Source organism: Pseudonocardia sp. ICBG1142 (assembly GCF_020496255.1).
GTDB lineage: Bacteria > Actinomycetota > Actinomycetes > Mycobacteriales > Pseudonocardiaceae > Pseudonocardia.
Genome location: NZ_JAHLJC010000031.1, coordinates 795,118 through 815,672, shown reverse-complemented (window position 1 = coordinate 815,672; position 20,555 = coordinate 795,118). Strand labels below are relative to the sequence as shown.

At 75.0% G+C, this 20,555-nt stretch carries 22 protein-coding genes; 12 read left to right on the top strand and 10 right to left on the bottom strand.

Annotated features, from left to right (window positions below):
- Position 1: 1 nt before the first annotated feature.
- Genes KPL59_RS28065 through KPL59_RS28055 form a run of 3 tightly spaced genes read left to right on the top strand, consistent with a single transcriptional unit; the run spans position 2 to position 2,194 of the window.
- Positions 2-1,306: a cysteine desulfurase gene (locus KPL59_RS28065; RefSeq protein ID WP_226362556.1), complete on the top strand. Its 1,305-nt coding sequence runs from the start codon at positions 2-4 to the stop codon at positions 1,304-1,306.
- 1 nt (position 1,307) lies between these two features.
- Positions 1,308-1,784: a Fe-S cluster assembly sulfur transfer protein SufU gene (sufU, locus tag KPL59_RS28060; protein ID WP_020624272.1), complete on the top strand. Its 477-nt coding sequence runs from the start codon at positions 1,308-1,310 to the stop codon at positions 1,782-1,784.
- Positions 1,781-2,194, top strand: coding sequence for a metal-sulfur cluster assembly factor (locus tag KPL59_RS28055; RefSeq protein WP_226362555.1), 414 nt, complete (start codon positions 1,781-1,783; stop codon positions 2,192-2,194). The genes sufU and KPL59_RS28055 overlap by 4 nt, the downstream gene beginning before the upstream one ends.
- A gap of 61 nt (positions 2,195-2,255) precedes the next feature.
- Here KPL59_RS28055 and KPL59_RS28050 read toward each other — a convergent pair whose 3' ends face one another.
- The 5 genes from KPL59_RS28050 to KPL59_RS28030 all read right to left on the bottom strand — a co-directional run bounded on the left by KPL59_RS28050 (position 2,256) and on the right by KPL59_RS28030 (position 6,932).
- Positions 2,256-3,107: an arylamine N-acetyltransferase gene (locus KPL59_RS28050; protein ID WP_226362554.1), complete on the bottom strand. Its 852-nt coding sequence runs from the start codon at positions 3,105-3,107 to the stop codon at positions 2,256-2,258.
- A 71-nt stretch (positions 3,108-3,178) separates the two neighbouring features.
- Positions 3,179-4,207 carry an adenylate/guanylate cyclase domain-containing protein gene (locus KPL59_RS28045; RefSeq protein WP_226362553.1) on the bottom strand — a complete coding sequence of 343 codons (1,029 nt, stop codon included), beginning with the start codon at positions 4,205-4,207 and terminating at the stop codon, positions 3,179-3,181.
- Between the two features lie 4 nt (positions 4,208-4,211).
- Entirely contained in the window at positions 4,212-4,661 is a 450-nt protein-coding gene (locus KPL59_RS28040) for a universal stress protein (RefSeq protein ID WP_020624268.1), read from the bottom strand.
- A 109-nt stretch (positions 4,662-4,770) separates the two neighbouring features.
- Positions 4,771-6,144 (bottom strand): lycopene cyclase family protein, encoded by a 1,374-nt coding sequence (locus KPL59_RS28035; RefSeq protein ID WP_226362552.1) that lies wholly within the window; start codon positions 6,142-6,144, stop codon positions 4,771-4,773.
- Positions 6,141-6,932: an SDR family oxidoreductase gene (locus KPL59_RS28030; RefSeq protein ID WP_226362551.1), complete on the bottom strand. Its 792-nt coding sequence runs from the start codon at positions 6,930-6,932 to the stop codon at positions 6,141-6,143. The genes KPL59_RS28035 and KPL59_RS28030 overlap by 4 nt, the downstream gene beginning before the upstream one ends.
- Positions 6,933-7,081: 149 nt before the next feature.
- On the opposite strand from KPL59_RS28030, the gene KPL59_RS28025 reads away from it, so the two are divergent.
- The 3 genes from KPL59_RS28025 to KPL59_RS28015 all read left to right on the top strand — a co-directional run bounded on the left by KPL59_RS28025 (position 7,082) and on the right by KPL59_RS28015 (position 11,281).
- Positions 7,082-8,704: an ABC-F family ATP-binding cassette domain-containing protein gene (locus KPL59_RS28025; RefSeq protein ID WP_226362550.1), complete on the top strand. Its 1,623-nt coding sequence runs from the start codon at positions 7,082-7,084 to the stop codon at positions 8,702-8,704.
- Between the two features lie 301 nt (positions 8,705-9,005).
- Complete coding sequence (locus KPL59_RS28020) at positions 9,006-9,215, top strand: helix-turn-helix domain-containing protein (protein ID WP_010240451.1); 210 nt, start codon at positions 9,006-9,008, stop codon at positions 9,213-9,215.
- Between the two features lie 197 nt (positions 9,216-9,412).
- A complete protein-coding gene (locus KPL59_RS28015; protein WP_226362845.1) occupies positions 9,413-11,281 on the top strand; it encodes an ABC transporter ATP-binding protein in 1,869 nt (622 codons plus the stop codon).
- Positions 11,282-11,301: 20 nt separating this feature from the next.
- On the opposite strand, the gene KPL59_RS28010 is transcribed toward KPL59_RS28015, so the two are convergent.
- The 3 genes from KPL59_RS28010 to KPL59_RS28000 are packed head-to-tail and all read right to left on the bottom strand — an operon-like array spanning position 11,302 to position 13,529.
- Positions 11,302-11,928 carry a DAK2 domain-containing protein gene (locus KPL59_RS28010; protein ID WP_075311737.1) on the bottom strand — a complete coding sequence of 209 codons (627 nt, stop codon included), beginning with the start codon at positions 11,926-11,928 and terminating at the stop codon, positions 11,302-11,304.
- Positions 11,925-12,929, bottom strand: a complete 1,005-nt coding sequence (locus tag KPL59_RS28005; RefSeq protein WP_226362549.1) for a dihydroxyacetone kinase subunit DhaK — start codon at positions 12,927-12,929, stop codon at positions 11,925-11,927. The genes KPL59_RS28010 and KPL59_RS28005 overlap by 4 nt, the downstream gene beginning before the upstream one ends.
- A gap of 27 nt (positions 12,930-12,956) precedes the next feature.
- Complete coding sequence (locus KPL59_RS28000; RefSeq protein ID WP_020625434.1) at positions 12,957-13,529, bottom strand: TetR/AcrR family transcriptional regulator; 573 nt, start codon at positions 13,527-13,529, stop codon at positions 12,957-12,959.
- Between the two features lie 123 nt (positions 13,530-13,652).
- Between KPL59_RS28000 and egtA the strand changes: the two genes are divergently transcribed.
- The 4 genes from egtA (at position 13,653) to egtD (ending at position 18,133) form a co-directional block, all read left to right on the top strand.
- Positions 13,653-15,047, top strand: a complete 1,395-nt coding sequence (gene egtA, locus KPL59_RS27995) for an ergothioneine biosynthesis glutamate--cysteine ligase EgtA (protein WP_226362548.1) — start codon at positions 13,653-13,655, stop codon at positions 15,045-15,047.
- 68 nt (positions 15,048-15,115) lie between these two features.
- Positions 15,116-16,405: an ergothioneine biosynthesis protein EgtB gene (gene egtB / locus KPL59_RS27990; RefSeq protein WP_374111680.1), complete on the top strand. Its 1,290-nt coding sequence runs from the start codon at positions 15,116-15,118 to the stop codon at positions 16,403-16,405.
- On the top strand, positions 16,398-17,147 hold the full coding sequence (egtC, locus tag KPL59_RS27985; protein WP_226362546.1) for an ergothioneine biosynthesis protein EgtC: 750 nt from the start codon (positions 16,398-16,400) through the stop codon (positions 17,145-17,147). The genes egtB and egtC overlap by 8 nt, the downstream gene beginning before the upstream one ends.
- On the top strand, positions 17,144-18,133 hold the full coding sequence (egtD, locus tag KPL59_RS27980) for an L-histidine N(alpha)-methyltransferase (protein ID WP_083702366.1): 990 nt from the start codon (positions 17,144-17,146) through the stop codon (positions 18,131-18,133). Before egtC ends, egtD begins: the two co-directional genes overlap by 4 nt.
- Here the strand turns inward: egtD and KPL59_RS27975 are convergent.
- A complete protein-coding gene (locus KPL59_RS27975) occupies positions 18,120-18,932 on the bottom strand; it encodes a helix-turn-helix domain-containing protein (RefSeq protein WP_226362545.1) in 813 nt (270 codons plus the stop codon). The genes egtD and KPL59_RS27975 overlap by 14 nt on opposite strands.
- A 55-nt stretch (positions 18,933-18,987) precedes the next feature.
- Here KPL59_RS27975 and KPL59_RS36595 point away from each other — a divergent pair, with 55 nt between their 5' ends.
- Entirely contained in the window at positions 18,988-19,560 is a 573-nt protein-coding gene (locus KPL59_RS36595) for a class I SAM-dependent methyltransferase (protein ID WP_305080582.1), read from the top strand.
- 9 nt (positions 19,561-19,569) lie between these two features.
- Entirely contained in the window at positions 19,570-20,025 is a 456-nt protein-coding gene (locus KPL59_RS27965) for a cupin domain-containing protein (RefSeq protein ID WP_226359336.1), read from the top strand.
- On the opposite strand, the gene KPL59_RS27960 is transcribed toward KPL59_RS27965, so the two are convergent.
- On the bottom strand, positions 19,967-20,488 hold the full coding sequence (locus KPL59_RS27960; protein WP_226362544.1) for a hypothetical protein: 522 nt from the start codon (positions 20,486-20,488) through the stop codon (positions 19,967-19,969). The genes KPL59_RS27965 and KPL59_RS27960 overlap by 59 nt on opposite strands.
- Between the last annotated feature and the right edge of the window lie 67 nt (positions 20,489-20,555).

The following is a 20,555-nucleotide window of genomic DNA, read 5'->3' as shown; positions in this document are numbered from 1 at the left end:
CATGACCCTCACCCACGGAACCGGAACCACGGCCGGCCTGGACGCCGACGCCGTGGCCCGGATCCGGGCGGACTTCCCGATCCTCGCGCGCACCGTGCGCGAGGAGAAGCCGCTGGTCTACCTCGACTCCGGCGCGACCTCCCAGCGGCCGCGCCAGGTGCTCGACGCCGAGCGCACGTTCCTGGAGCGGCACAACGCTGCCGTCCACCGGGGCGCGCACCAGCTCGCCGAGGAGGCCACCGACGCCTACGAGTCCGCCCGGGCACGCATCGCGGCGTTCGTCGGTGCGAACGACGACGAGGTCGTGTTCGTCAAGAACGCGACCGAGGGCGTCAACCTGGTCGCCTACGGCCTCGGCAACGCCTCGGTCCGGACCGGGCTCGACGCCGCCTCCGAGCGGTTCGCGCTCGGCCCCGGTGACGAGATCGTGGTCACCGAGCTGGAGCACCACGCGAACCTCATCCCGTGGCAGGAGCTGTGCCGGCGGACCGGCGCGACCCTGCGCTGGTACTCCGTCACCGACGACGGCCGGATCGACCTCGACTCGCTCGAGCTCACCGACCGGACGCGGGTCGTGGCCTTCACCCACCAGTCGAACGTGACCGGTGCCGTCGCGCCGGTCGCACAGCTGGTGGCCCGCGCCGCCGCGGTCGGGGCACTCACCGTGCTCGACGCCTGCCAGTCGGTGCCGCACATGCCGGTCGACCTGCACCGGCTCGGGGTGGACTTCGCGGTCTTCTCCGGGCACAAGATGCTCGGGCCGTCCGGGGTCGGCGTCCTCTACGGCCGCCGGGAGCTCCTGGAGGCGCTCCCGCCGTTCCTCACGGGTGGCTCGATGATCGAGACCGTCCGGATGGAGGGCGCGACCTACGCCCCGCCCCCGCAGCGGTTCGAGGCCGGGGTGCCGATGACGTCGCAGGCCGTCGGCCTCGGCGCCGCGGCCGACTACCTCGAGGCGATCGGGATGGACGCCGTCGCCGCGCACGAGGCGTCGCTGACCGCGGCCGCCCTCGAGCAGCTGTCGGCGATCGACGGGCTGCGCATCGTCGGTCCGGCCACGCCCGGCGAGCGCGGGGGAGCGGTGTCGTTCGTCGTGGACGGCATCCACGCCCACGACCTGTCCCAGGTGCTCGACGACGCCGGCGTCGCCATCCGCGTGGGTCACCACTGCGCGTGGCCGCTGCACCGGCGTTTCGGCATCGTGGCCAGTGCCCGCGCGTCGTTCGCGGTGTACAACACGCTCGACGAGGTCACCGCGCTGGCCGACGGGGTGCGCGCCGCCCAGACGTTCTTCGGGACGGTGTGACGTGCAGCTGCAGCAGATGTACCAGGAGATCATCCTGGACCACTACCGCGACCCGCACGGGTCCGGCCTGCGCGAGCCCTACGACGCCGAGACCCACCACGTGAACCCCACCTGCGGGGACGAGGTCACGCTGCGGGTCAAGGTCGACGACGGTCCCGAGGGTGCCGTGGTCACCGACGTCTCCTACGAGACGCTGGGCTGCTCGATCAGCCAGGCCTCGGTGTCGGTGCTGCACGACCTGGTCGCCGGGAAGTCGGTCGGCGAGGCGTGGAAGATCATGGCCTCGTTCCAGGAGATGGCCCAGGGACGCGGCAAGGTCGAGCCCGACGAGGACGTCATCGGCGACGGCGTGGCCTTCGCCGGCGTCGCCAAGTACCCGGCGCGGGTCAAGTGTGCTCTCCTGGGCTGGATGGCATTCAAGGACGCGGTGAGCCGCACCGACGCCAGCATCGAGAACTCCGAGGGGAGTCCGGCATGAGCGAGACCACCGAACAGAGCACCTCCGAGGACGTGGTGCGCGGGGCGGCGGGCATGCCCGAGCCGCCCGCCCGGGCCGACGCCGGTGACGGCGCGACCCTGGAGGCCCTGGAGGAGGCGATGAAGGACGTCGTCGACCCCGAGCTGGGCATCAACGTCGTCGACCTCGGCCTCGTCTACGGCATCGACCGGGACGGCGGTACCGCGGTCATCGACATGACGCTGACCTCGGCTGCCTGCCCGCTGACCGACGTGATCGAGGAGCAGACCCGCTCCGCGCTCACCGCCGGTCCCGGCGGCGGCCTCGTCGACGACGTCCGGATCAACTGGGTCTGGATGCCGCCGTGGGGCCCGGAGAAGATCACCGAGGACGGCCGCGAGCAGCTGCGCGCCCTCGGCTTCCGGGTCTGAGGACCCGTACCGACCCGACGGGCCGGATCCCCGACATCCGGGGGTCCGGCCCGTCGTCGTCTCACGGGAAGTAGACCTCCCGCAGCCGGTCCTCGAGCCCGGCGACGCCGCCGGTGTCGATGCCGAAGTACGTCTCCAGCGCGTCCCGGACCCGGGCGGGGGAGGTGAGGTCGTGCCGCTGCGCGGCGCGGTCGGCGGTGCGCACGGTGAGCCGGGTCCCGTCCAGGGTGGTCCGGCGTTCCGGGGTGGTGCGCGCGGCGACGAGCCCGGTCCGGAAGTGCGACCCCGGGTGGTGGGTCAGGTACCAGGAGCCCATCGCGAAGTCGATGTCCGGTGCGGGGGCCAGGTCGAAGGTGTACTGGTCGGCCCAGCCACCGTCGCCGCCGCGCCGCTGCAGGACCCAGCTGCCGTGGTCGCCGCGGGCGTAGCGGTAGGTCGCCTGCGGGGTCGGCTGCTCGAGCCCGGCGACGAGCCGCAGCGCGGTGGTCGGCACCGTCGAGCCGAACCCGGCGTCGACGGTGAAGCGGCCCTCCACGGTGTCGACGAGGGTCAGCCGGTGGGTGCGCTCGGTCGGCGGGTCCTCGGCGGCCAGGCCCAGCCGGACCCGCCCGACCAGCGGGGTCACCCGCAGACCGAGGTCGGCCAGGGCGTCGTGCAGCAGCCGGTTGTGCTCGAAGCACCAGCCGCCGCGCCGCCCGTGCACCAGCTTGGCCGCGACACCGTCGGCGGTGGTCGGCGGTTCGACCCCGGTGAACGGGTCGAGGTTCTCGAACGGGATGGTCGCGACGTGCGCGGTCACGAGCCGGTCGAGCAGCGCCCGGTCCGGTGTCGCCCGGTCGACCCCGACGAGGTCGAGGTACGCGGCGACCGAAGTGGTCACCGTGCTCGTCGTGCTGCCCGTCGTGCTCGTCATGGTGATCGAGGCTGTCACCTCGACCCGGGTTCAGGTCAACTGAATCAACCAGGTGAACCGGGTCGACACGGTCAGCGTTCGCGGGCCCCGCGCAGCGCCCAGGCCCGCAGGTGGGAGTAGCCGCGCGTGTGCAGGGTCGCGATCCGCCGCAGGTCGAAGCGCGGGTCGTCGCGCAGCGCGTCGTACATCTCCTTGTCGACGAGCACCGTGTCCGGGCGCGCCTCGGAGGTGAGCCGGGCCGCGACGTTGACGACCTCGCCGTAGACGTCGCCGTAGCGGGCGAGCACCATGCCGTGCGCGAGACCGATCCGCAGCAGGGGCAGCGACGGCTCTGTCCGGACCCGGTCCCGCAGGCCGAGCGCGATGGCCGCCGCGTCGGCGGGGTGCTCGGTCACGAAGAGCACCTCGTCGCCGACGGTCTTGATCACCCGGCCCCGGCCGTTCGCGATGACCTCGTTGGTCACGGCCCCGAAACGCTCGATCATCTCGCCGAGCTCGTCCATGCTGCGACGGCGGGTGGTGCGGGTGAACCCGACCATGTCGGCGAACCCGACCGACAGCGGCCAGGTGTCGGCGACGTCGCGGCGCTGCACCCCGGCGACCCAGCGCGACGCCGTCGCCGCGAGGTGGCGCCGCCACACGTAGGACTGCAGCGCCTCCAGGTCGGGGATCACCTCGGCGGCGAGCCGCGCCGCGTCGCGCGGGGTCAGCTCCCCGAGGTGCGCGGCGGCGACCTGGGCGAGCATCCCGATCTGCCACTCGGCGAGCCGGGACATCGACTGTGCGAGCGCCCGGGCGACGGCCTCGCGGGCGACCGTCTCGGGCAGCCACTCCCGGCTCAGCCGGGTGACCATCCGGGCGGCCTCGAGGTCGGCCCGGGTGTAGACGCGGTCACCCGGCTCGGAGTCGGTGAACCCCAGCGCCCGCCAGAGCCGCCCCGACTCCTCCGGGTCGAGCCCCGCGGCCTCCACCAGCTCGTCGCGGGTGAACTCGCGGGGCACGCCCAGGATGAGCTCGTCCAGCGCCCCGTCGTCGACCTCGCTCCAGTCGATCGAGGCGGGATCGGGCAGGGGGCGGGACGACCCGGGCTCGGACCTCACGCGATCAGGTGGTGTGCACGACGAGCACGTCCACGCCGGCACGGCGGGTCGCGTCGGCGGGCACCGAGCCGAGCAGCCGCCCGGAGAACGTGTTCAGACCGCGGTTGCCGACCACGAGGAGGTCGGCGCGGTGCTCCTTGACGGCCTTGCGGAGCACGTCCACCGGGGCGCCGTCCTCGGCGAAGGTCGAGACGTCCTTCGCGCCGACGGCGGCGGCCCGGTCGGCGGCCTCGCGCAGCGCCTCCTCGGCGGGGGTCCAGCCGGTGACGAGGAAGGCCTCGTCCTTCAGCGCGTCCTCCGCGGCCGAGGTGTCCTCGCGGCTGGCCGGGGTGTAGGCGGAGACGATGACCAGCTTCGCGCCGCTGTCGGCGGCCACCCCGGCGGCGCGCTCGACGGCCAGGAACGACGTCGCCGAGCCGTCGGTGCCGACGACGATGGTCTGGTATGCGGACACAGGTGCCTCCCGGGGGAACGGTCGCGCGTCGCCGGGCATGCGGCCGGCGTCACCGCGTGCGACGACGTTACTACGTTGTATCCGATCAACTTGTCCCGAGTCCCTCCCGTCATCGCCCGTTCGGGTGGAATGCGGCAGCTGATCGCAGCATGCGCGTACGCACGGCCGGCGGAGCGGCCCGGAACACCCCGGCCATTCCGGCGAGGGTGCCGGTCAGGTCGTCGCGGCCGGTGAGGAACGCGCGTCCGCTGCGCCCGGCGAAGAACGCGTCGAAGAAGTCCGGCACGAGGTGCGGCGGCATCTCCAGCACGGTGCGCAGCCCGTGCCGGCGCAGCCGGTGCACCGCGCGGGCCGACCGGGGCCAGAGCAGCCGCCGGGCCGCCGTCGTCGCGGCGGCGGGATCGTGCGGCAGGTGCCGGGCCAGCTCCGCGGCCAGCCGGGGGGCCAGCCCGAGCGCGGGGGCGACGCTGAACCCGGTGGCCGGGTGCACCAGCGGGGTCGCCGCCCCGAACCCGACGGGGTGCCGCGGACCGCGCGGGGTGTCGACCGGGAAGCGCACCCGCTCGACGGGGGCGCCGTCGGGCACGGTGACGCCGGCCCCCGCGAGCCGGGCCGCGAGCCGGTCGCGCAGCTCGGGCAGCGGCAGCCCCGGCCGTCGCGCGAGGGAGGTCTCCTCCAGCAGGACGGTGCCGTCGCCGTAGGGGACGGCGTAGAGGAACGTCGGCCAGTCCGTCCACCCGGGCCGGTGCGGGCCGGGGGAGCGCCAGTCCATGAAGACGGCCTCGCCGGGCCGCACCACCGGTGCGGCCGCCCGCTCGTCGACGACGACCCCCCAGGCGGTCTGCTCGGTCCCGCCCGCCTGGCCGGGCCGTAGGCGCGACGGCGCCCCGGTCGCGTCGACGACCAGTGCCGCGTCGACGAGCCGCGTCGGGTCGTCCTCCGGGGCTGTCTCGCTGCCGCTGCCGTCGCCGCTGGTGCCGTCGTCGTCGGTGCCGCTGCTCTCGCCGTCGATGCGCCCGCCCCGGTCGCCCGGGACGTGCAGCCGCACCCGGTACCGGTGGCCGTCGGGCCGGACGTCGTCGGCGGCGGCGCGGCCGGGCAGCACCGTGACCCCGGCGAGCCGGGCGTCGAGGTGGGCGCGCAGCCCGGAGGTGTCCAGCACCGCGTACGGGCCCAGCGCGCGCCTGCCGCCGCCGGGCAGCACGGCCACGGCCTCCGGCCGGGCCGCGACCGTCGTGGTCGGCAGGTGCGGCGGCAGCTCCTCGGGCCACGCGCAGTAGGTCGCCGTCCACGCCCGTTCCGGGGCGGGGTCGGCGAGCGCGGTGCGCAGCCCGGCCTCCGCGCACGCCGCGGCGAGTGCACGCCCGGCCGGCCCGCCGCCGAGCACCAGCACGTCTGCCACCGTCGGCCCGGGGGCACCCGAGGGCAGCGCTGTCGTGCCCGAGGGCTGCGGCGCCGCGGCCCCGCCGGCCGTCCCGGTCACCGCGGGTCCTGCCGGTGCCGCCCGGCGGACAGGCTGCCGCCGTCGATCCGCAGGGTGGCGCCGGTGACCCAGGACGCGGCGTCGGAGACGAGGAACGCGACCGCCTCGGCGACGTCCGCCGGCTCCCCGACGCGCCCCAGCGGGTAGCCCGCCACGACCGACGCCTCGTCCCGGGCGTAGAGCGCCTCGGCGAACCGCGTCCGCACCACGGCGGGGGCGACGGCGTTGACCCGGATGTCGGGGCCGAGCTGGCCCGCCAGCTCCTCGGTCAGGGTGAGCAGCGCCGCCTTCGACGCCCCGTAGGCGCCGATGACGCCGGTGGCGCGCAGCGCCGCGACCGAGGCGACGTTGACGACCGCGCCGCCGTGCGCGCCCATCCAGACCCGGTGCGCCTGCTGGACGAACCCGAGCGCGGCGACGACGTTGACGTCGAGGATCTTGCGGACGGCATCGAGGTCGGCCTCGACCAGCGGCCCGTGCTGGGGGTTGATCCCGGCGTTGTTGACCAGCACGTCCAGCGAGCCGAACGCCGCCACCGTCGCCTCCGCCGCAGCGGCCCGGTGCGCCGCGTCCCCGGCGTTGCCGGCGACGGCCAGCACCCGCCCGGCGTCGACACCCGCGGCTGCCGCGAGACCGGCCGCCGCCGCGTCGAGCTCGGGGGCGTGCCGCCCGGTGATCGTCACCGACGCGCCGCGCGCCAGCAGCGCGGCCGCGACGCCGTGGCCGATGCCCCGTGAGGCGCCGGTGACCAGCGCCGCCCGACCGGCCAGGGAGGTGAGATCGGTCATGGGGAACGACCCTACGTGGGAAACACCGTGGACCCGGCCGGTAGTCTGGCCGCGTGATCCTGATCGAGTAGACCGGCTCCCGGGCACAGGTGTGCCCGCATCCGGTCCTCTCAGCGTCACTCCTCGTCCTCCGTCTGGAGCTCTTTCACGTGATCACCACGACCGACCTCGAACTGCGTGCCGGGTCCCGCATCCTGCTCTCCGGTGCGACCCTGCGGGTGCAGCCCGGCGACCGGATCGGTCTGGTCGGGCGCAACGGCGCGGGCAAGACCACCTCGATGCGTGTGCTGGCCGGTGAGGGAGAGCCGTACTCCGGGCAGCGGACCGCGAACTCCCCGGTCGGCTACCTGCCGCAGGACCCGCGCGAGGGCGACCTGTCGGTGACGGCGAAGGACCGGGTGCTCTCGGCCCGCGGCCTGGACGTGCTGCTCGCGAAGATGGAGAAGGCGCAGACGGCGATGGCCGAGCTGGCCGACCCGGCCGCGACCGACAAGGCGATCCGCGAGTACGGCCGGCTCGAGGAGCGGTTCTCCGCCCTCGGCGGCTACGCCGCGGAGTCCGAGGCCGCGCGGATCTGCACCCACCTGGGACTGCCCGAGCGGGTGCTCGCCCAGCCGATGCGGACGCTGTCGGGCGGTCAGCGTCGGCGTGTGGAGCTGGCCCGGATCCTGTTCGCGGCCTCCGACGGCGGGTCGCAGTCGGCGACCACGCTGCTGCTCGACGAGCCCACCAACCACCTCGACGCCGACTCGATCACCTGGCTGCGCGGGTTCCTGCAGTCGCACGAGGGCGGGCTCGTCGTGATCAGCCACGACACCGAGCTGCTGGCCGCGGTCGTGAACAAGGTCTGGTTCCTCGACGCCACCCGCGGCGAGGCCGACCAGTACAACATGGACTGGAAGCGGTACCTGGAGGCGCGCGCCACCGACGAGAAGCGTCGTCGCCGCGAGCGGGCCAACGCTGAGAAGAAGGCGTCCGCACTGCACATGCAGGCCGCGAAGATGGGTGCGAAGGCCACCAAGGCCGTCGCGGCGAAGAACATGGCCCGCCGCGCCGACGCACTGCTCGCCGGCCTGGACGACGAGCGTCAGGCCGACCGCGTCGCGCACATCCGGTTCCCGACCCCGGCGCCCTGCGGGCGGACCCCGCTCACCGCGGAGAACCTGTCCAAGGCCTACGGGTCGCTGGAGGTCTTCACCGGGGTGGATCTCGCGGTGGACCGCGGGTCGAAGGTCGTGGTGCTGGGCTTCAACGGTGCCGGGAAGACGACGCTGCTGCGGATCCTGGCCGGCACCGAGGAGTCCGACTCGGGCGGTGTCGTCCCCGGCCACGGGCTGCGCCGGGGCTACTTCGCCCAGGAGCACGACACGCTCGACATGGACGCCTCGGTCTGGGACAACATCCGCCACGCCAGCCCGGACGCCCCCGAGCAGCAGCTGCGGACCCTGCTCGGGTCGTTCATGTTCTCCGGGGAGCAGCTCGAGCAGCCCGCCGGGACACTGTCCGGCGGTGAGCGGACCCGGCTCGCCCTGGCCGGGCTGGTGTCCTCGGCGGCGAACGTGCTGCTGCTCGACGAGCCGACCAACAACCTGGATCCGGCCAGCCGCGAGCAGGTGCTCGACGCGCTGCGCCGCTTCGAGGGCGCCGTCGTGCTCGTCACCCACGACCCGGGCGCGGTCGAGGCGCTGGAGCCGGACCGGGTGATCGTGCTGCCCGACGGCACCGAGGACCACTGGTCGGCCGACTACCTGGAACTGGTCCAGCTCGCCTGACCGGTCACCGCACGCCGCGGTGATCACCCGACCGGACCACCACGATCATCGGACGTGTCCGGCACGTGTCGCGGGCGGCCGCGGCGACCTCCTCGGCCGGTCCCGACGGGTGGTTCGTTGCGCCACCCGACGGACGACGCCGTCGAACGGTGCTCGCGGTGCTGAGCCGTTCGGGGTAACCGTTCGCCGATCGCGTTTTCCGCGATCTGGTCATAAATCGTCAACTGGATCATCATGACCTGATCGTCGCGGCTGATGCGGCGATCCGCGGGGGCATCCGCGGAGGGGATGAGGAGGGCCGATGGCCGAGCTGAAGAAGGGCGCCCGGATCACCGGGACGCAGCGGGGCAAACTCGCCGCCGACCTGAAGAAGAAGTACGAGAAGGGCGCCAGCATCCGTTCGCTGGCCGAGCAGACCGGGCGGTCGTACGGATTCGTCCACCGGGTCCTGTCCGAGACGGGTGTGACGCTGCGCGGGCGCGGCGGCGCCACCCGCACCAAGAAGAAGTAGCTCTCTCGTCGGCGCCGCCGACCGGGTCGAGAAGCGGCCCGGGGCGGCGTCGTCGTGTGTCCCGGGTCGGTCGTGTGCCCGGCCCCGGGCCGCCGGACGCGTGATCGCCGCGCCCGCCCGCCGCGCGCGCCGTAACGTGAACCCTCGCCGTCCACCACCGGCGAAGGGGAACACCGTTGGATCGCCCGCTCACCCTGATGCGCGGGGTCATCCGGGGGGCGGACTCGACGTCCATCCGCCGTGGCTCCATCGCGCGGGGCACCTGGCCCCGGATCTGGGGCTTCGTCCGGCCCTACCGCCGCTGGCTGCTGTCCTACCTGGCCCTGACCACCGTCACCGCGGTGATCGGGGTCGCCACGCCGGTGCTGGCCGGCCGCGTGGTCAACACGATCGTCGCGGCGAACCACCTGCCCGACGCCGCCCGCGTCGTGATGGTGATCGCCGGGGCGATCGCCGGGATGGCCGTCCTGGAGGCGGTGGTCGGGCTCACCGGACGCTGGTTCTCCGCGCGGCTCGGTGAGGGCCTGATCGAGGACCTGCGGGTGGCGGTGTTCCGCCACGTGCAGTCGATGCCGCTGGCGTTCTTCTCCCGCACCCGGACCGGGGCGCTGGTCAGCAGGCTCAACAACGACGTGATCGGCGCCCAGACCGCCATCACCGGCACCCTGTCCACCGTGCTGTCCAACAGCATCCAGCTCGTGCTGGCCGTCGCGGTCATGATCGGGCTGGCCTGGCAGGTCACCGTCCTGGCGATGCTGCTGCTGCCGGTGTTCGTGCTCCCGGCCCGGCGGATGGGGACCTGGCTCGCCGAGCTGCGCCGCGAGGCCGCCGAGCTCAACGCCACCATGGGCAACCAGATGACCGAGCGGTTCTCCGCACCCGGCGCCACGCTGGTGAAGCTGTTCGGCGACCCCGACTCCGAGGCCGCCGTCTTCCGCGGCCAGGTGTCGCGGGTGCGCGACATCGGTGTCCGGTCGGCGATGGTGTCGCGGCTGTTCGTCACCGCGCTGCAGCTGGTGTCCGCGCTGGCCCAGGCCATGATCTACGGTCTCGGCGGCTACCTCGCGGTGACCGGGTCGATTCCGGCGGGCACCGTCGTCGCGCTCGGGCTGCTGCTGAGCAGGCTCTACACCCCGATGACGGCGCTGGCCAACGCCCGCGTCGACGTCATGACCGCGTTGGTCGCCTTCGAGCGGGTCTTCGAAGTGCTGGACCTGCGCCCGATGCTGACCGAGCGGCCCGATCCGGCCCCGCTGCCCGACGGCCCCGTCGACGTGGCCCTGCGCGGGGTCCGATTCACCTACCCCAGCGCCACGGACGTCTCCCTGGCCTCGCTGGAGGAGGTCGCGGTGCTCGACCAGCGGGTCAACGCTGAGGTGCTGCACGGCGTCGACCTGCACGTCCACGGCGGTGGCCTGCTGGCCCTGGTCGGGTCGTCCGGGGCCGGGAAGTCGACGCTCGCCTCGCTGGTCCCCCGGCTCTACGACGTCGACTCCGGCTCGGTGGAGCTGTCCGGGGTGGACGTGCGGGACCTGTCGTTCGCCACGCTGCGTGGTGCCGTCGGCATGGTCACCCAGGACGGGCACCTGTTCCACGACACCATCGCCGGGAACCTGCGCTACGCCGCACCCGCCGCCACCGACGACGAGATGGTCGACGCGTTGCGGCGCGCCCGGCTCGGCGACCTGCTCGACACGCTGCCCGACGGCCTCGACACGGTGGTGGGGGAGCGCGGCTACCGGCTCTCCGGCGGCGAGCGCCAGCGCCTGACCATCGCCCGGCTGCTGCTGGCCCGCCCGCGGGTGGTGATCCTCGACGAGGCCACCGCCCACCTCGACTCCGAGTCCGAGGCCGCGGTGCAGGAGGCATTGGCCGAGGCGCTGGTGGGGCGGACCGCGATCGTCATCGCGCACCGGCTGTCCACCGTGCGGGCGGCCGACCGGATCGCGGTGCTGGAGGGCGGTCGGGTCGTCGAGTCCGGCACCCACGACGAGCTGCTGGCCGCCGACGGCCGCTACGCCACCCTCTACCGCACCCAGTTCCTCCCGGCCGCGACCGCGAGCTGAACGGCCCGCGGGGACGGGACTCAGGTCCGCCCGGCCAGCGGGTCCGCCACCTCGGCGTCGGGCTCGGCGACCGCGGCGACCGCCGCGAACAGCAGCGCGACGCCGACCGCGCCGGGGTCCGGTGCGCCCTTCGCGCGCTCCCCGACGTAGGACGCGCGGCCGTGCCGGGCCGCGAGCTCCGCGGTCCGTTCGGCGCCGTCGAGGGCCGCGGCCGCCGCCGCGGCGAACCCCGCACGGTCGAGTGCGGTCACGGCGGGGGCGAGCGCGTCGACCATCGTCCGGTCGCCCACCTCGGCCTCGCCGACCCGCTGGATCGCGGTCAGCCCGGCCCGGGCGCCCGCGGCGAACGCGGCCGCGTCGGCCGAGCCGTAGGACAGCGCGCGGGCGATCTCGGAGAACAGCAGGCCCAGCAGCGGGCCGCTGGTGCCGCCGACCTCGTCGAGGAAGACCTCGCCGAGCGCGCCGAAACCGCGCTGCGGACCGCGCTCCGCGAGCGCGACGGCCAGCCGGACCCCGGCACGCAGGTTGTCCCCGTAGTCGCCGTCGCCCGAGTGCTGGTCGAGGTCGGTGAGCGCGCCGTGACCGTCCTCGACGGCCCGGGCGAACCGGGCCAGCACGGCGTCCTGGTCGATCCGCTGGCCCGTCATGAGGTCTCCGTCCGGGGGAAGGCGGCCGTCCGGGCGGGGGCGGACCACAGGTCCGTCCACTCCGGGCGCATCCGGGTCAGGGTGAGGGAGAATCCGGCCATGTCCAGGGCGGGCACGAAGGTGCCGACGAGCAGGCCCACCCGCTCCAGCCCGCGCGCCTCCAGCGCGACGGCGGCCAGCTCGGCGAGCACGTACAGCTCCAGCAGCGCCGTGCCCCCCATGCCGTTGACGACCAGGACGACCTGGTCGGGGCCCGCGGGCAGGCCGGCGACGATCTCGTCGAGCATCCGGTCGACGAGTTCCTCGGTGGGCGGCCGGTCGACCGAACGCCGTGCCCGCTCGCCGTGGATGCCGCCGCCGTAGTCGAGCTGCCCGTCGAGGGCGAACGCGGGCTCCCCGGTGCGGGCCGAGGTCTGCGCGCGGGAGGCGACGGCGAGGCTGCGCGAGGCGGCGGCGACGTCCGCGCCGAGCGTCGCGAGCTCGGTGAGCCTGGCGCCGGTGTCCGCGGCGGCCCCGAGGATCTTCTCGACGACGACGGTCGCTCCGGTCCCGCGCCGCCCGGTCGCTGTGTCGAGCCCGTCGGTGGCGAGGTCGTCGTCGACGAGGACCCGGGCGACGTCGACGCCCTCCATCCGCAGCCGCTCCGCGGCGATGCCGAAGTTGATCCGGTCGCCGGTGTAGTTCTTGACGACGTGCAGGAGCCCGTCCGGGCCGGCGGCGGCCCGGGAGGCGTGCAGCACGGCCTTGTTGTGCGGGGAGGTGAACACCGGGCCGGGGGCGACGGCGTCGAGCATCCCGCGGCCGAGGAACCCGGCGTGCAGCGGCTCATGACCGGACCCCCCACCGGAGACCAGCCCGACCCGCCTGCCGGGTGCCCGATCGCGGGCGACCAGGTGGATCGGGTCCTCGTGCAGGACGACGAGGTCGGCGTGGGCCCGGGCGAACCCGCGGACGGCGGCCGGCACGGGGTCGTCGCTCGCGGGGTGGAAGGGGAACGGCATGGCGCCGATCATGCTGGCCGCGGGCGGTCAGCGCATCAACGGCGCGCGGACGGCGTTCTCCACGAGGTCGAGCACCGGGCCGAGGTCATCGGCGGGCAGGCCCATCGCCAGGTGCGACACGAGCCCCTCCAGCACCAGCTCCAGGTACTGGGCGAGCACCGGGACCGGCACGTCGTCGCGCAGGGCGCCGGCCGCGGCCTGGCGTTCCAGCCGCGCCCGGGTCGCGGCCGTCAGCGCACCGGAGTGCTGCTGCCAGCGGGCCCGGAACTCCGGCTCGGTGCGCAGCCGCCGAGAGACCTCCAGGCGGGTGCCCAGCCAGCTGCGGTCCGATCCGTCGCGCAGCAGGTCGCGCATGACCTGCACCAGGCCCTGCTCGGCGACGACGTCGGCCATCCGGGTGGCGTCCTGCTCGGCCAGGGCCAGGAACAGCGCCTCCTTGTCCCGGAAGTAGTGGAAGATCGCGCCACGGGACAGCCCGGTGTACTCCTCGAGCCGCCGCACGGTGGCGCCCTCGTAGCCGTGGTCGGCGAAGCAGGTCCGGGCACCGGAGAGGATCTGCTGCCGGCGCGCGGCGAGCTGGTCGGTGCTGACACGGGGCATGCCCCCAGTATTCCGTACGCTTGTCCTGCATGGGGGGACGGTCGTGCCGCCGGTCACCCGCGGTCCCGCGGACCACGATTTCATCGCGTGCGGGTGTCACACGTCGGGGGTAGCGTCGACCTGGTGACCCTGGACCACCAGAGCACCGACGGTGTGCTCCGCAGCGTGGGGGAGGCCGAGGCCTACGTGGCGTCGGTCTGCTTCAAACACGGCCCCCCGACCCTGGCCGGTGTCGAGATCGAATGGATGCTCCACCGACCCGGTCACCCGGCCGACCCGGTCGACCTCGGCGCCGTGCGTGCCGCGCTCGGCCCGCACTGCCCGGCCTCCCTGGACCCCGCCTCGCACGCGGCCCCGCTCCCCGCGGGCGGCACCGTGACCGTCGAGCCGGGCGGCCAGATCGAGATCTCCAGCGCTCCCGCCGGCTCGCTCGAGGCCCTCCTCGGCGCCCTCGCCGCCGACTCCGCCCACCTCCACGGACTGCTCGCCGAGTACGGCCTGCGCCCGCACGACCGCGCCGCCGACCCGGTCCGGCCCGCCCGGCGGCTGCTGGACCTGCCGCGCTACGCGGCCATGGAGTGCGTGTTCGACGGCGTCGGCCCGCACGGCCGCAGCGGCATGTGCTCCACGGCCGCGGTGCAGGTCAGCGTGGACGCCGGCCCGGCCGCCGGGATCGCCGACCGCTGGGCGGTCCTGCACGAGCTCGGTCCGGTGCTGCTCGCGGCGTTCGCGAACTCGCCGGTGCAGCACGGCCGCCGCACCGGCTGGAAGTCCTCCCGGCAGGCGTGCTGGCTGAGCCTGGACCCCTCGCGGACCGCGCCGCCGTCCATCGCGGCGTCCGGTACCGACCCGGCCGCGGCGTGGGCGCGCCGGGTGGTCACCACCCCGCTGCTGTGCGTGCGCGGCACCGGAACCTGGTCGGTACCGCCCGGGGTCACCTTCGCCGACTGGGTGTCCGGCCGCGTCCGTGGCGGGGTCCTCGACCGGCCGCCGACACTGGCCGACCTCGACTACCACGTCTCGACCCTGTTCCCGCCGGTCCGTCCGCAGGGCTACCTCGAGGTGCGCTACGTCGACGGCCAGGCCGGCGGGGACTGGGCGCTGCCCGCCGCGGTCCTGCTCGCGCTGACCACCGACACCGTCGTCGACCGGGTCCGGGAGCTGTGCGAGCCGGTCCGCGACGAGTGGGTCGCCGCCGCCCGCGACGGGCTGGACCACCCCGGGCTCGCCGCCGCGGCGGCCGCGCTGTTCCCGCTGGCCTGCGACGTGCTCGCCGCCGGCACTCACCCGCTGACCACCGCCCCCGTACCGCTGCTGGACCGGCTGCGGGAGGTCACCGAGCAGCGCGTGCTGCGCGGGCGATGCCCCGCCGACGAGGCCGACCCGGCCGAGCACGGCGCGGGGCCGGCCACCGCCCCGTTCCCGCCGGGGCTGTACCTGTCCCAGGCCGGTCGAGGCCCCGGCCGACCCGGCGCCGCCACCCCGACCACCCGAGCCGCCGAGGAGGACGTGGCATGACCGCCGACCCCACCGTTCCCACCGGACCCCTGACCGGGCCCGCGACGCCCGGGGAGCGCCCGGAGACCATGCGCACCCGGGTCGCGGCGCTGCTGGAGCGCTCGCGGGGCCGCAGCACCGCGCTGACCGATCTCGACGACGGCGAGCTGCAGGCCCAGCACTCGCCGCTGATGTCACCGCTGGTCTGGGACCTCGCGCACATCGGGTCGATGGAGGAGCTGTGGCTCGTCCGTGACGTGGGCGGCCGCGAGCCGCTGCGCCCGGAGATCGACGGCCTCTACGACGCGTTCCAGCACTCCCGCTCCTCGCGGGTCACGCTGCCGCTGCTCACCCCGGCCGAGGCCCGCGGCTACGTCGCCGAGGTCCGGGACAAGGCGCTCGACGCGCTGCACCGCAGCCCGCTGCGCGGTCGTCCGCTGGAGGCCGAGGGCTTCGCGTTCGGGATGATCGTGCAGCACGAGCAGCAGCACGACGAGACCATGCTCGCCACCCACCAGCTGCGCTCCGGGGCGCCGGTGCTCGACGCCGCCCCGCCGCCCCGCCCGGCCGGGGCGGTGGACCCGGCGGCGGAGGTCCTCGTCCCGGCGGGCCCGTTCGAGATGGGCACCTCGGCCGAGCCGTGGGCGCTGGACAACGAGCGGCCCGCGCACGTCGTCGACCTGCCCGCGTTCCGGATCGACGTGCACCCGGTCACCAACGGTGCGTTCGCGGCGTTCGTCGACGCGGGCGGCTACGACGACCCGCGGCTGTGGACCGACGCCGGTTGGGCGCACCGCACGGAGGAAGGGCTGGTCGCGCCGCGGTTCTGGTCCCGCGACGCCGACGGCACCTGGTGGCGGCGCCGGTTCGGGATCGTCGAGCGGGTGCCCGACGACGAGCCTGTCGTGCACGTGTCCTTCCACGAGGCGCAGGCCTACGCCCGCTGGGTCGGCAAGCGGCTGCCCACCGAGGCGGAGTGGGAGAAGGCCGCCCGCTTCGACCCGGCGACCGGCCGCTCGCGGCGCTTCCCCTGGGGTGACGACGAGCCGCGCGCCGAGCACGCCAACCTCGGTCAGCGGCACCTGCAGCCGGCCCCGATCGGGGCCTACCCGGCGGGGGCGTCCGCGCTCGGGGTGCAGCAGATGGTCGGCGACGTCTGGGAGTGGTGCGACTCCGGCTGGCACCCCTACCCGGGGTTCACCGTGTTCCCGTACCCGGAGTACTCGGAGGTCTTCTTCGGCGGGGACTACGCCGTCCTGCGCGGCGGGTCGTTCGGCACCGATCCGGCGGCGATCCGGGCGACGTTCCGCAACTGGGACCACCCGATCCGCCGACAGATCTTCGCCGGGTTCCGGCTGGTCCGCGACGCCGGTGTGTAGGCACCTCGCGTACCTGGGGGAACCGGCCACACTGGCGTCGCTGGTCCTGGAACCGGAGCACGGGCTGCTCGCGCAGTCCTACGCCCCGGCCGACATGCGCGGTGGCGGCACGATCAACGCCGACGGCCACGGCACCGGCTGGTACCCGCCCGGGAGCACGACGCCGGTGCGGGTCCGCTCGGCGTCGCCGCTGTGGTCCGACACGTCCTACGCCGCGCTGGCCGGGGCGACGACGTCGGGAGCGGTGCTCGCCGCCGTCCGCTCGGCGACGGTCGGGATGCCGGTCACCGCGGCGGCCGCCGCCCCCTTCACCGACGGGCGGTGGCTGTTCAGCCACAACGGCGTCGTCCGCGGCTGGCCGGAGTCCCTTGCGGAAGCCGCGGCGGCACTGCCCGTCACCGACCTGATGACCCTCGACGCCCCCACCGACGCGGCACTGCTGTGGGCGGTGGTCCGGCGGGGTCTCGCCGACGGCGCCGACCCGGCGGACCTGCTGGCCAGGGTCTGCGCCGACACCGAGCGGACCGCGCCCGGCTCGCGGCTGAACCTGCTGCTGACCGACGGCACGACGATCTGGGCGACGGCCTGGCGGCACGCACTCGCCGTCCGGGTCGGACCGGGCTGCGTGACCGTCGCCTCCGAACCGACCCATGCGTTCCCCGACTGGACCCGGGTGCCCGACCGGCACCTGGTGGTGGCCCGACCGGGCCACCACGAGAGTCATGACCTAGGAGCTCCGTGAGCACTCCCGGCGCCATTCAGCTGGACGTCCACCTCACCGAATCCGATGCCGACACCGCGCTGCGGTCCGACGTGACGCGCGGGCTCGCCGCGTCGCCGAAGGAACTGCCGCCGAAGTGGTTCTACGACGCCCGGGGATCCGAGCTGTTCGAGCGGATCACCGAGCTGCCCGAGTACTACCCCTTCCGCACCGAGCGGGCCCTGCTCGCCGACTCCGTGGACGACATCGCCCGCTCCTCGGGCGCCGACACCGTCGTCGAGCTGGGGTCGGGGTCCTCGACCAAGACCCGGTTGCTGCTCGACGCGTTCGCCCGGGCCGGGACGTTGCGCCGCTACGTCCCGCAGGACGTCAGCGAGTCCGCCCTGCGCGGCGCCATCGACGAGCTCCACCGGGACTACCCGGAGCTGGAGCTGCACGGCGTGGTCGGCGACTTCACCCGTGACCTGGACCGGCTGCCCGGTGCCGAGCCGGGCGGGAAGCGGATGATCGCCTTCCTCGGCGGCACCATCGGCAACCTCATGCCCGGCCCGCGCCACGACTTCCTGCGACACGTCCGCTCGGTGCTGCGGCCCGGTGAGCAGCTGCTGCTCGGCACCGGCCTGGCCACCGACCCGGCCGTGATGGTCCCCGCCTACGACGACGCCGCCGGGGTCACCGCGGAGTTCAACCGCAACGTGCTGCGCGTGCTCAACCGCGAGCTCGGCGCGACCTTCGACGTCGACGCGTTCGACCACGTCGCGGTGTGGGACGCGGAGAACTCGTGGATCGAGATGCGGTTGCGCGCCACCCGCGACATGCGGGTCCGGATCGCCGACCTCGACCTCGACGTCGCGTTCGTCGCGGGGGAGGAGCTCGCCACCGAGATCTCGGCGAAGTTCACCCCGGCGACGGTCGACGCGTTCGCCGCCGCGGCCGGGTTCGCCACGACGCGCCGCTGGGTCGACCCCGACGCGCGGTTCGCGCTGACCCTGTTCACCGCCGCCTGAGCCCCGGCGGTGCTGTGCCGGCCGGGCGCAGCACCGCCGACGGCGTGGTCCCGGTCTCCCGGCGGAACGCCGCGACGAACGCCGAGGGCGTCGCGTAGCCGACGTGCCGGGCGACCACGCCGACCGGGCGGCCCGCGGCCAGCTGCTCCAGTGCGACCCGCATCCGCAGCAGCGTCCGCCACCGGCCGGGGCCCACCCCGGTCTCGGCGCGGAACAGCCGGGCCAGGGTGCGTTCACCCGCTCCCACGGCCCGGCCCCACGCGGCGGTGTCGCGGTCGTCGGCGGGATCGTCGAGCAGGGCCAGGGCGACCCGGCGGGCTCGCGGGTCGGTGGGCAGGACGAGCCGGACCGCCGCGCCGGGGCCGCCGGCGTCGCGGGCCGGGCGGAGCCGGTCGAACAGCACCGCCTCGGCGCGGGACCGCTCGGGCGTCGCGGGCCCCGGCCCGGCCAGGTGTTCCAGCAGGGCCGCGACCAGCGGTTCGACCGCGAGCACGCACGGCGCGGGCCAGTCGATCGGGCAGCGGCCGGGCCACAGGTAGATCCCGCGCATCGCCGCCGTCTCGGTGGCGGCCGTGACGTGCGGGACCCCGGCCGGCAGCCACAGCGCCCGTCCGGGGCCGAGGACCCAGCTGGTGTCGGCGACGGTGACCCGCAGGACCCCGGCGGCCGCCCAGGCGAGCTGGTGCGCCGGGTGGGTGTGCTCGGCGAACGCGTGCCCGCGCTCGAGCGGGATGCGGGAGACCAGCACCGCGGCGCCCGGCACGTCGGGGACGTGCGCGGGCAGGCCGGAACGCGACACGATCCGGCAGCCTAGCGACTCCCGGCCACCGCTACCCGCGCCTAGCGTCGCGGCCATGGCGATGAACGTGCTGCACCGGCGGATCTGCCGCTCCGACTCCTGGTCCGACCGGATGCACGGGACGACGCTGCCCTGGGCCACCCGCGACGTCGACCTCACCGGTGAGGTCCTGGAGATCGGCCCCGGCTACGGCGTCACCACCCGCTGGCTCGCGCCGCGGTCCGGGGCACTGACCGCGCTGGAGGTCGACCCCGTGCTGGCGGCCGACCTGCGCGACGGCCTCGGGGACGAGCTCGGTGTCGCCGTCCGGCACGGCGACGGCGCCGCCCTGCCGTTCCCGGACGGGAGCTTCGACGCCGTCGTCTGCTTCACGATGCTCCACCACGTCCCGACGCCGGGGGAGCAGGACCGGCTCTTCGCCGAGGCCGCGCGGGTGCTGCGTCCCGGTGGGACGTTCGCCGGGATCGACTCCCGGATGTCGCTGCGGTTCCGGGCGGTCCACGTCGGGGACACCCTGACCGTGGTCGACCCGGCGACACTGCCGCGGCGGCTCGGCGCGGCCGGGCTCGCACGGCCGGAGACCGAGCTGGGTGCGCGGTCGTTCCGGTTCCGGGCCGGCCGCGGCTAGGGTCGGCCCATGAGCACCGACTGGCGCCACGACGGCGTCCGGGTCATCCCCGGCGACATGCTCGACGACAACACCCCGCAGACCCCCGGCATGCACCGCGCCGCCGCCGTCACCGGGGACCGGGTCGGCGCGCAGCGGTTGTGGGCGGGCACGGTGACCATCCATCCCGGCGCCCGCACCGGCGCGCACCACCACGGGGAGCTGGAGAGCGTCATCTACGTCGTGCGCGGCCGGGCCCGCATGAAGTGGGGCGAGAACCTGGAGTTCACCGCCGAGGCCGGGCCGGGCGGGTTCATCTTCGTGCCGCCGTGGGTGCCGCACCAGGAGATCAACGCCCTCGACGACGAGCCGCTGGAGTGCGTGCTGACCCGCTCCGGTCAGGAGCCGGTCGTGGTGAACCTCGACATCACCGGGGTCGAGCAGCCCGAGCACGTGCCGTGGATCGACCCGCTGCACCGGTCCTGAGCAGGCAGACGACCAGCGTCAGCGCCAGCAGGGTGCCCAGGACGAGGTCGACCACCGGCCACGCCCGCTCCGACGGGTCGATCCCCAGGGTGTAGACGGCCAGCGGGTCCACCAGACGCCCGCGGTAGGCGAGCAGCGTCGCCGGGCCGAATGCCAGCATCAGCCCGGCCATCCGGCCGGCGGTGCTCCTCGGACCCGGGTGGTGCCGCCCCCGCAGCGCGGAGACCGCCAGGAGCACGAGCCCGGCGAGGATCAGCGGGAGCCAGCCGCGCCACAGCCCGACCGGCAGCACCGGCACCGCGGTTCCGTGCCGGAAGACCAGGCCCGGCACCTGCTGGGCGACCAGCAGCACGGCGGCGGCGCCGGCGACGACCGGGGTGGCCCGGGACGGCCGGTCGGGCGGCTGTCCCGACGGTTGGCCGGACGACTGCCCGGACGGCTGGCCGGACGACACGGCACTCACGGCGGGCGACGATACGTCGCCCCGCGCCCGGCGCTCCGGCGCGGGTTCGGTGGAGGCGGGCACCGGG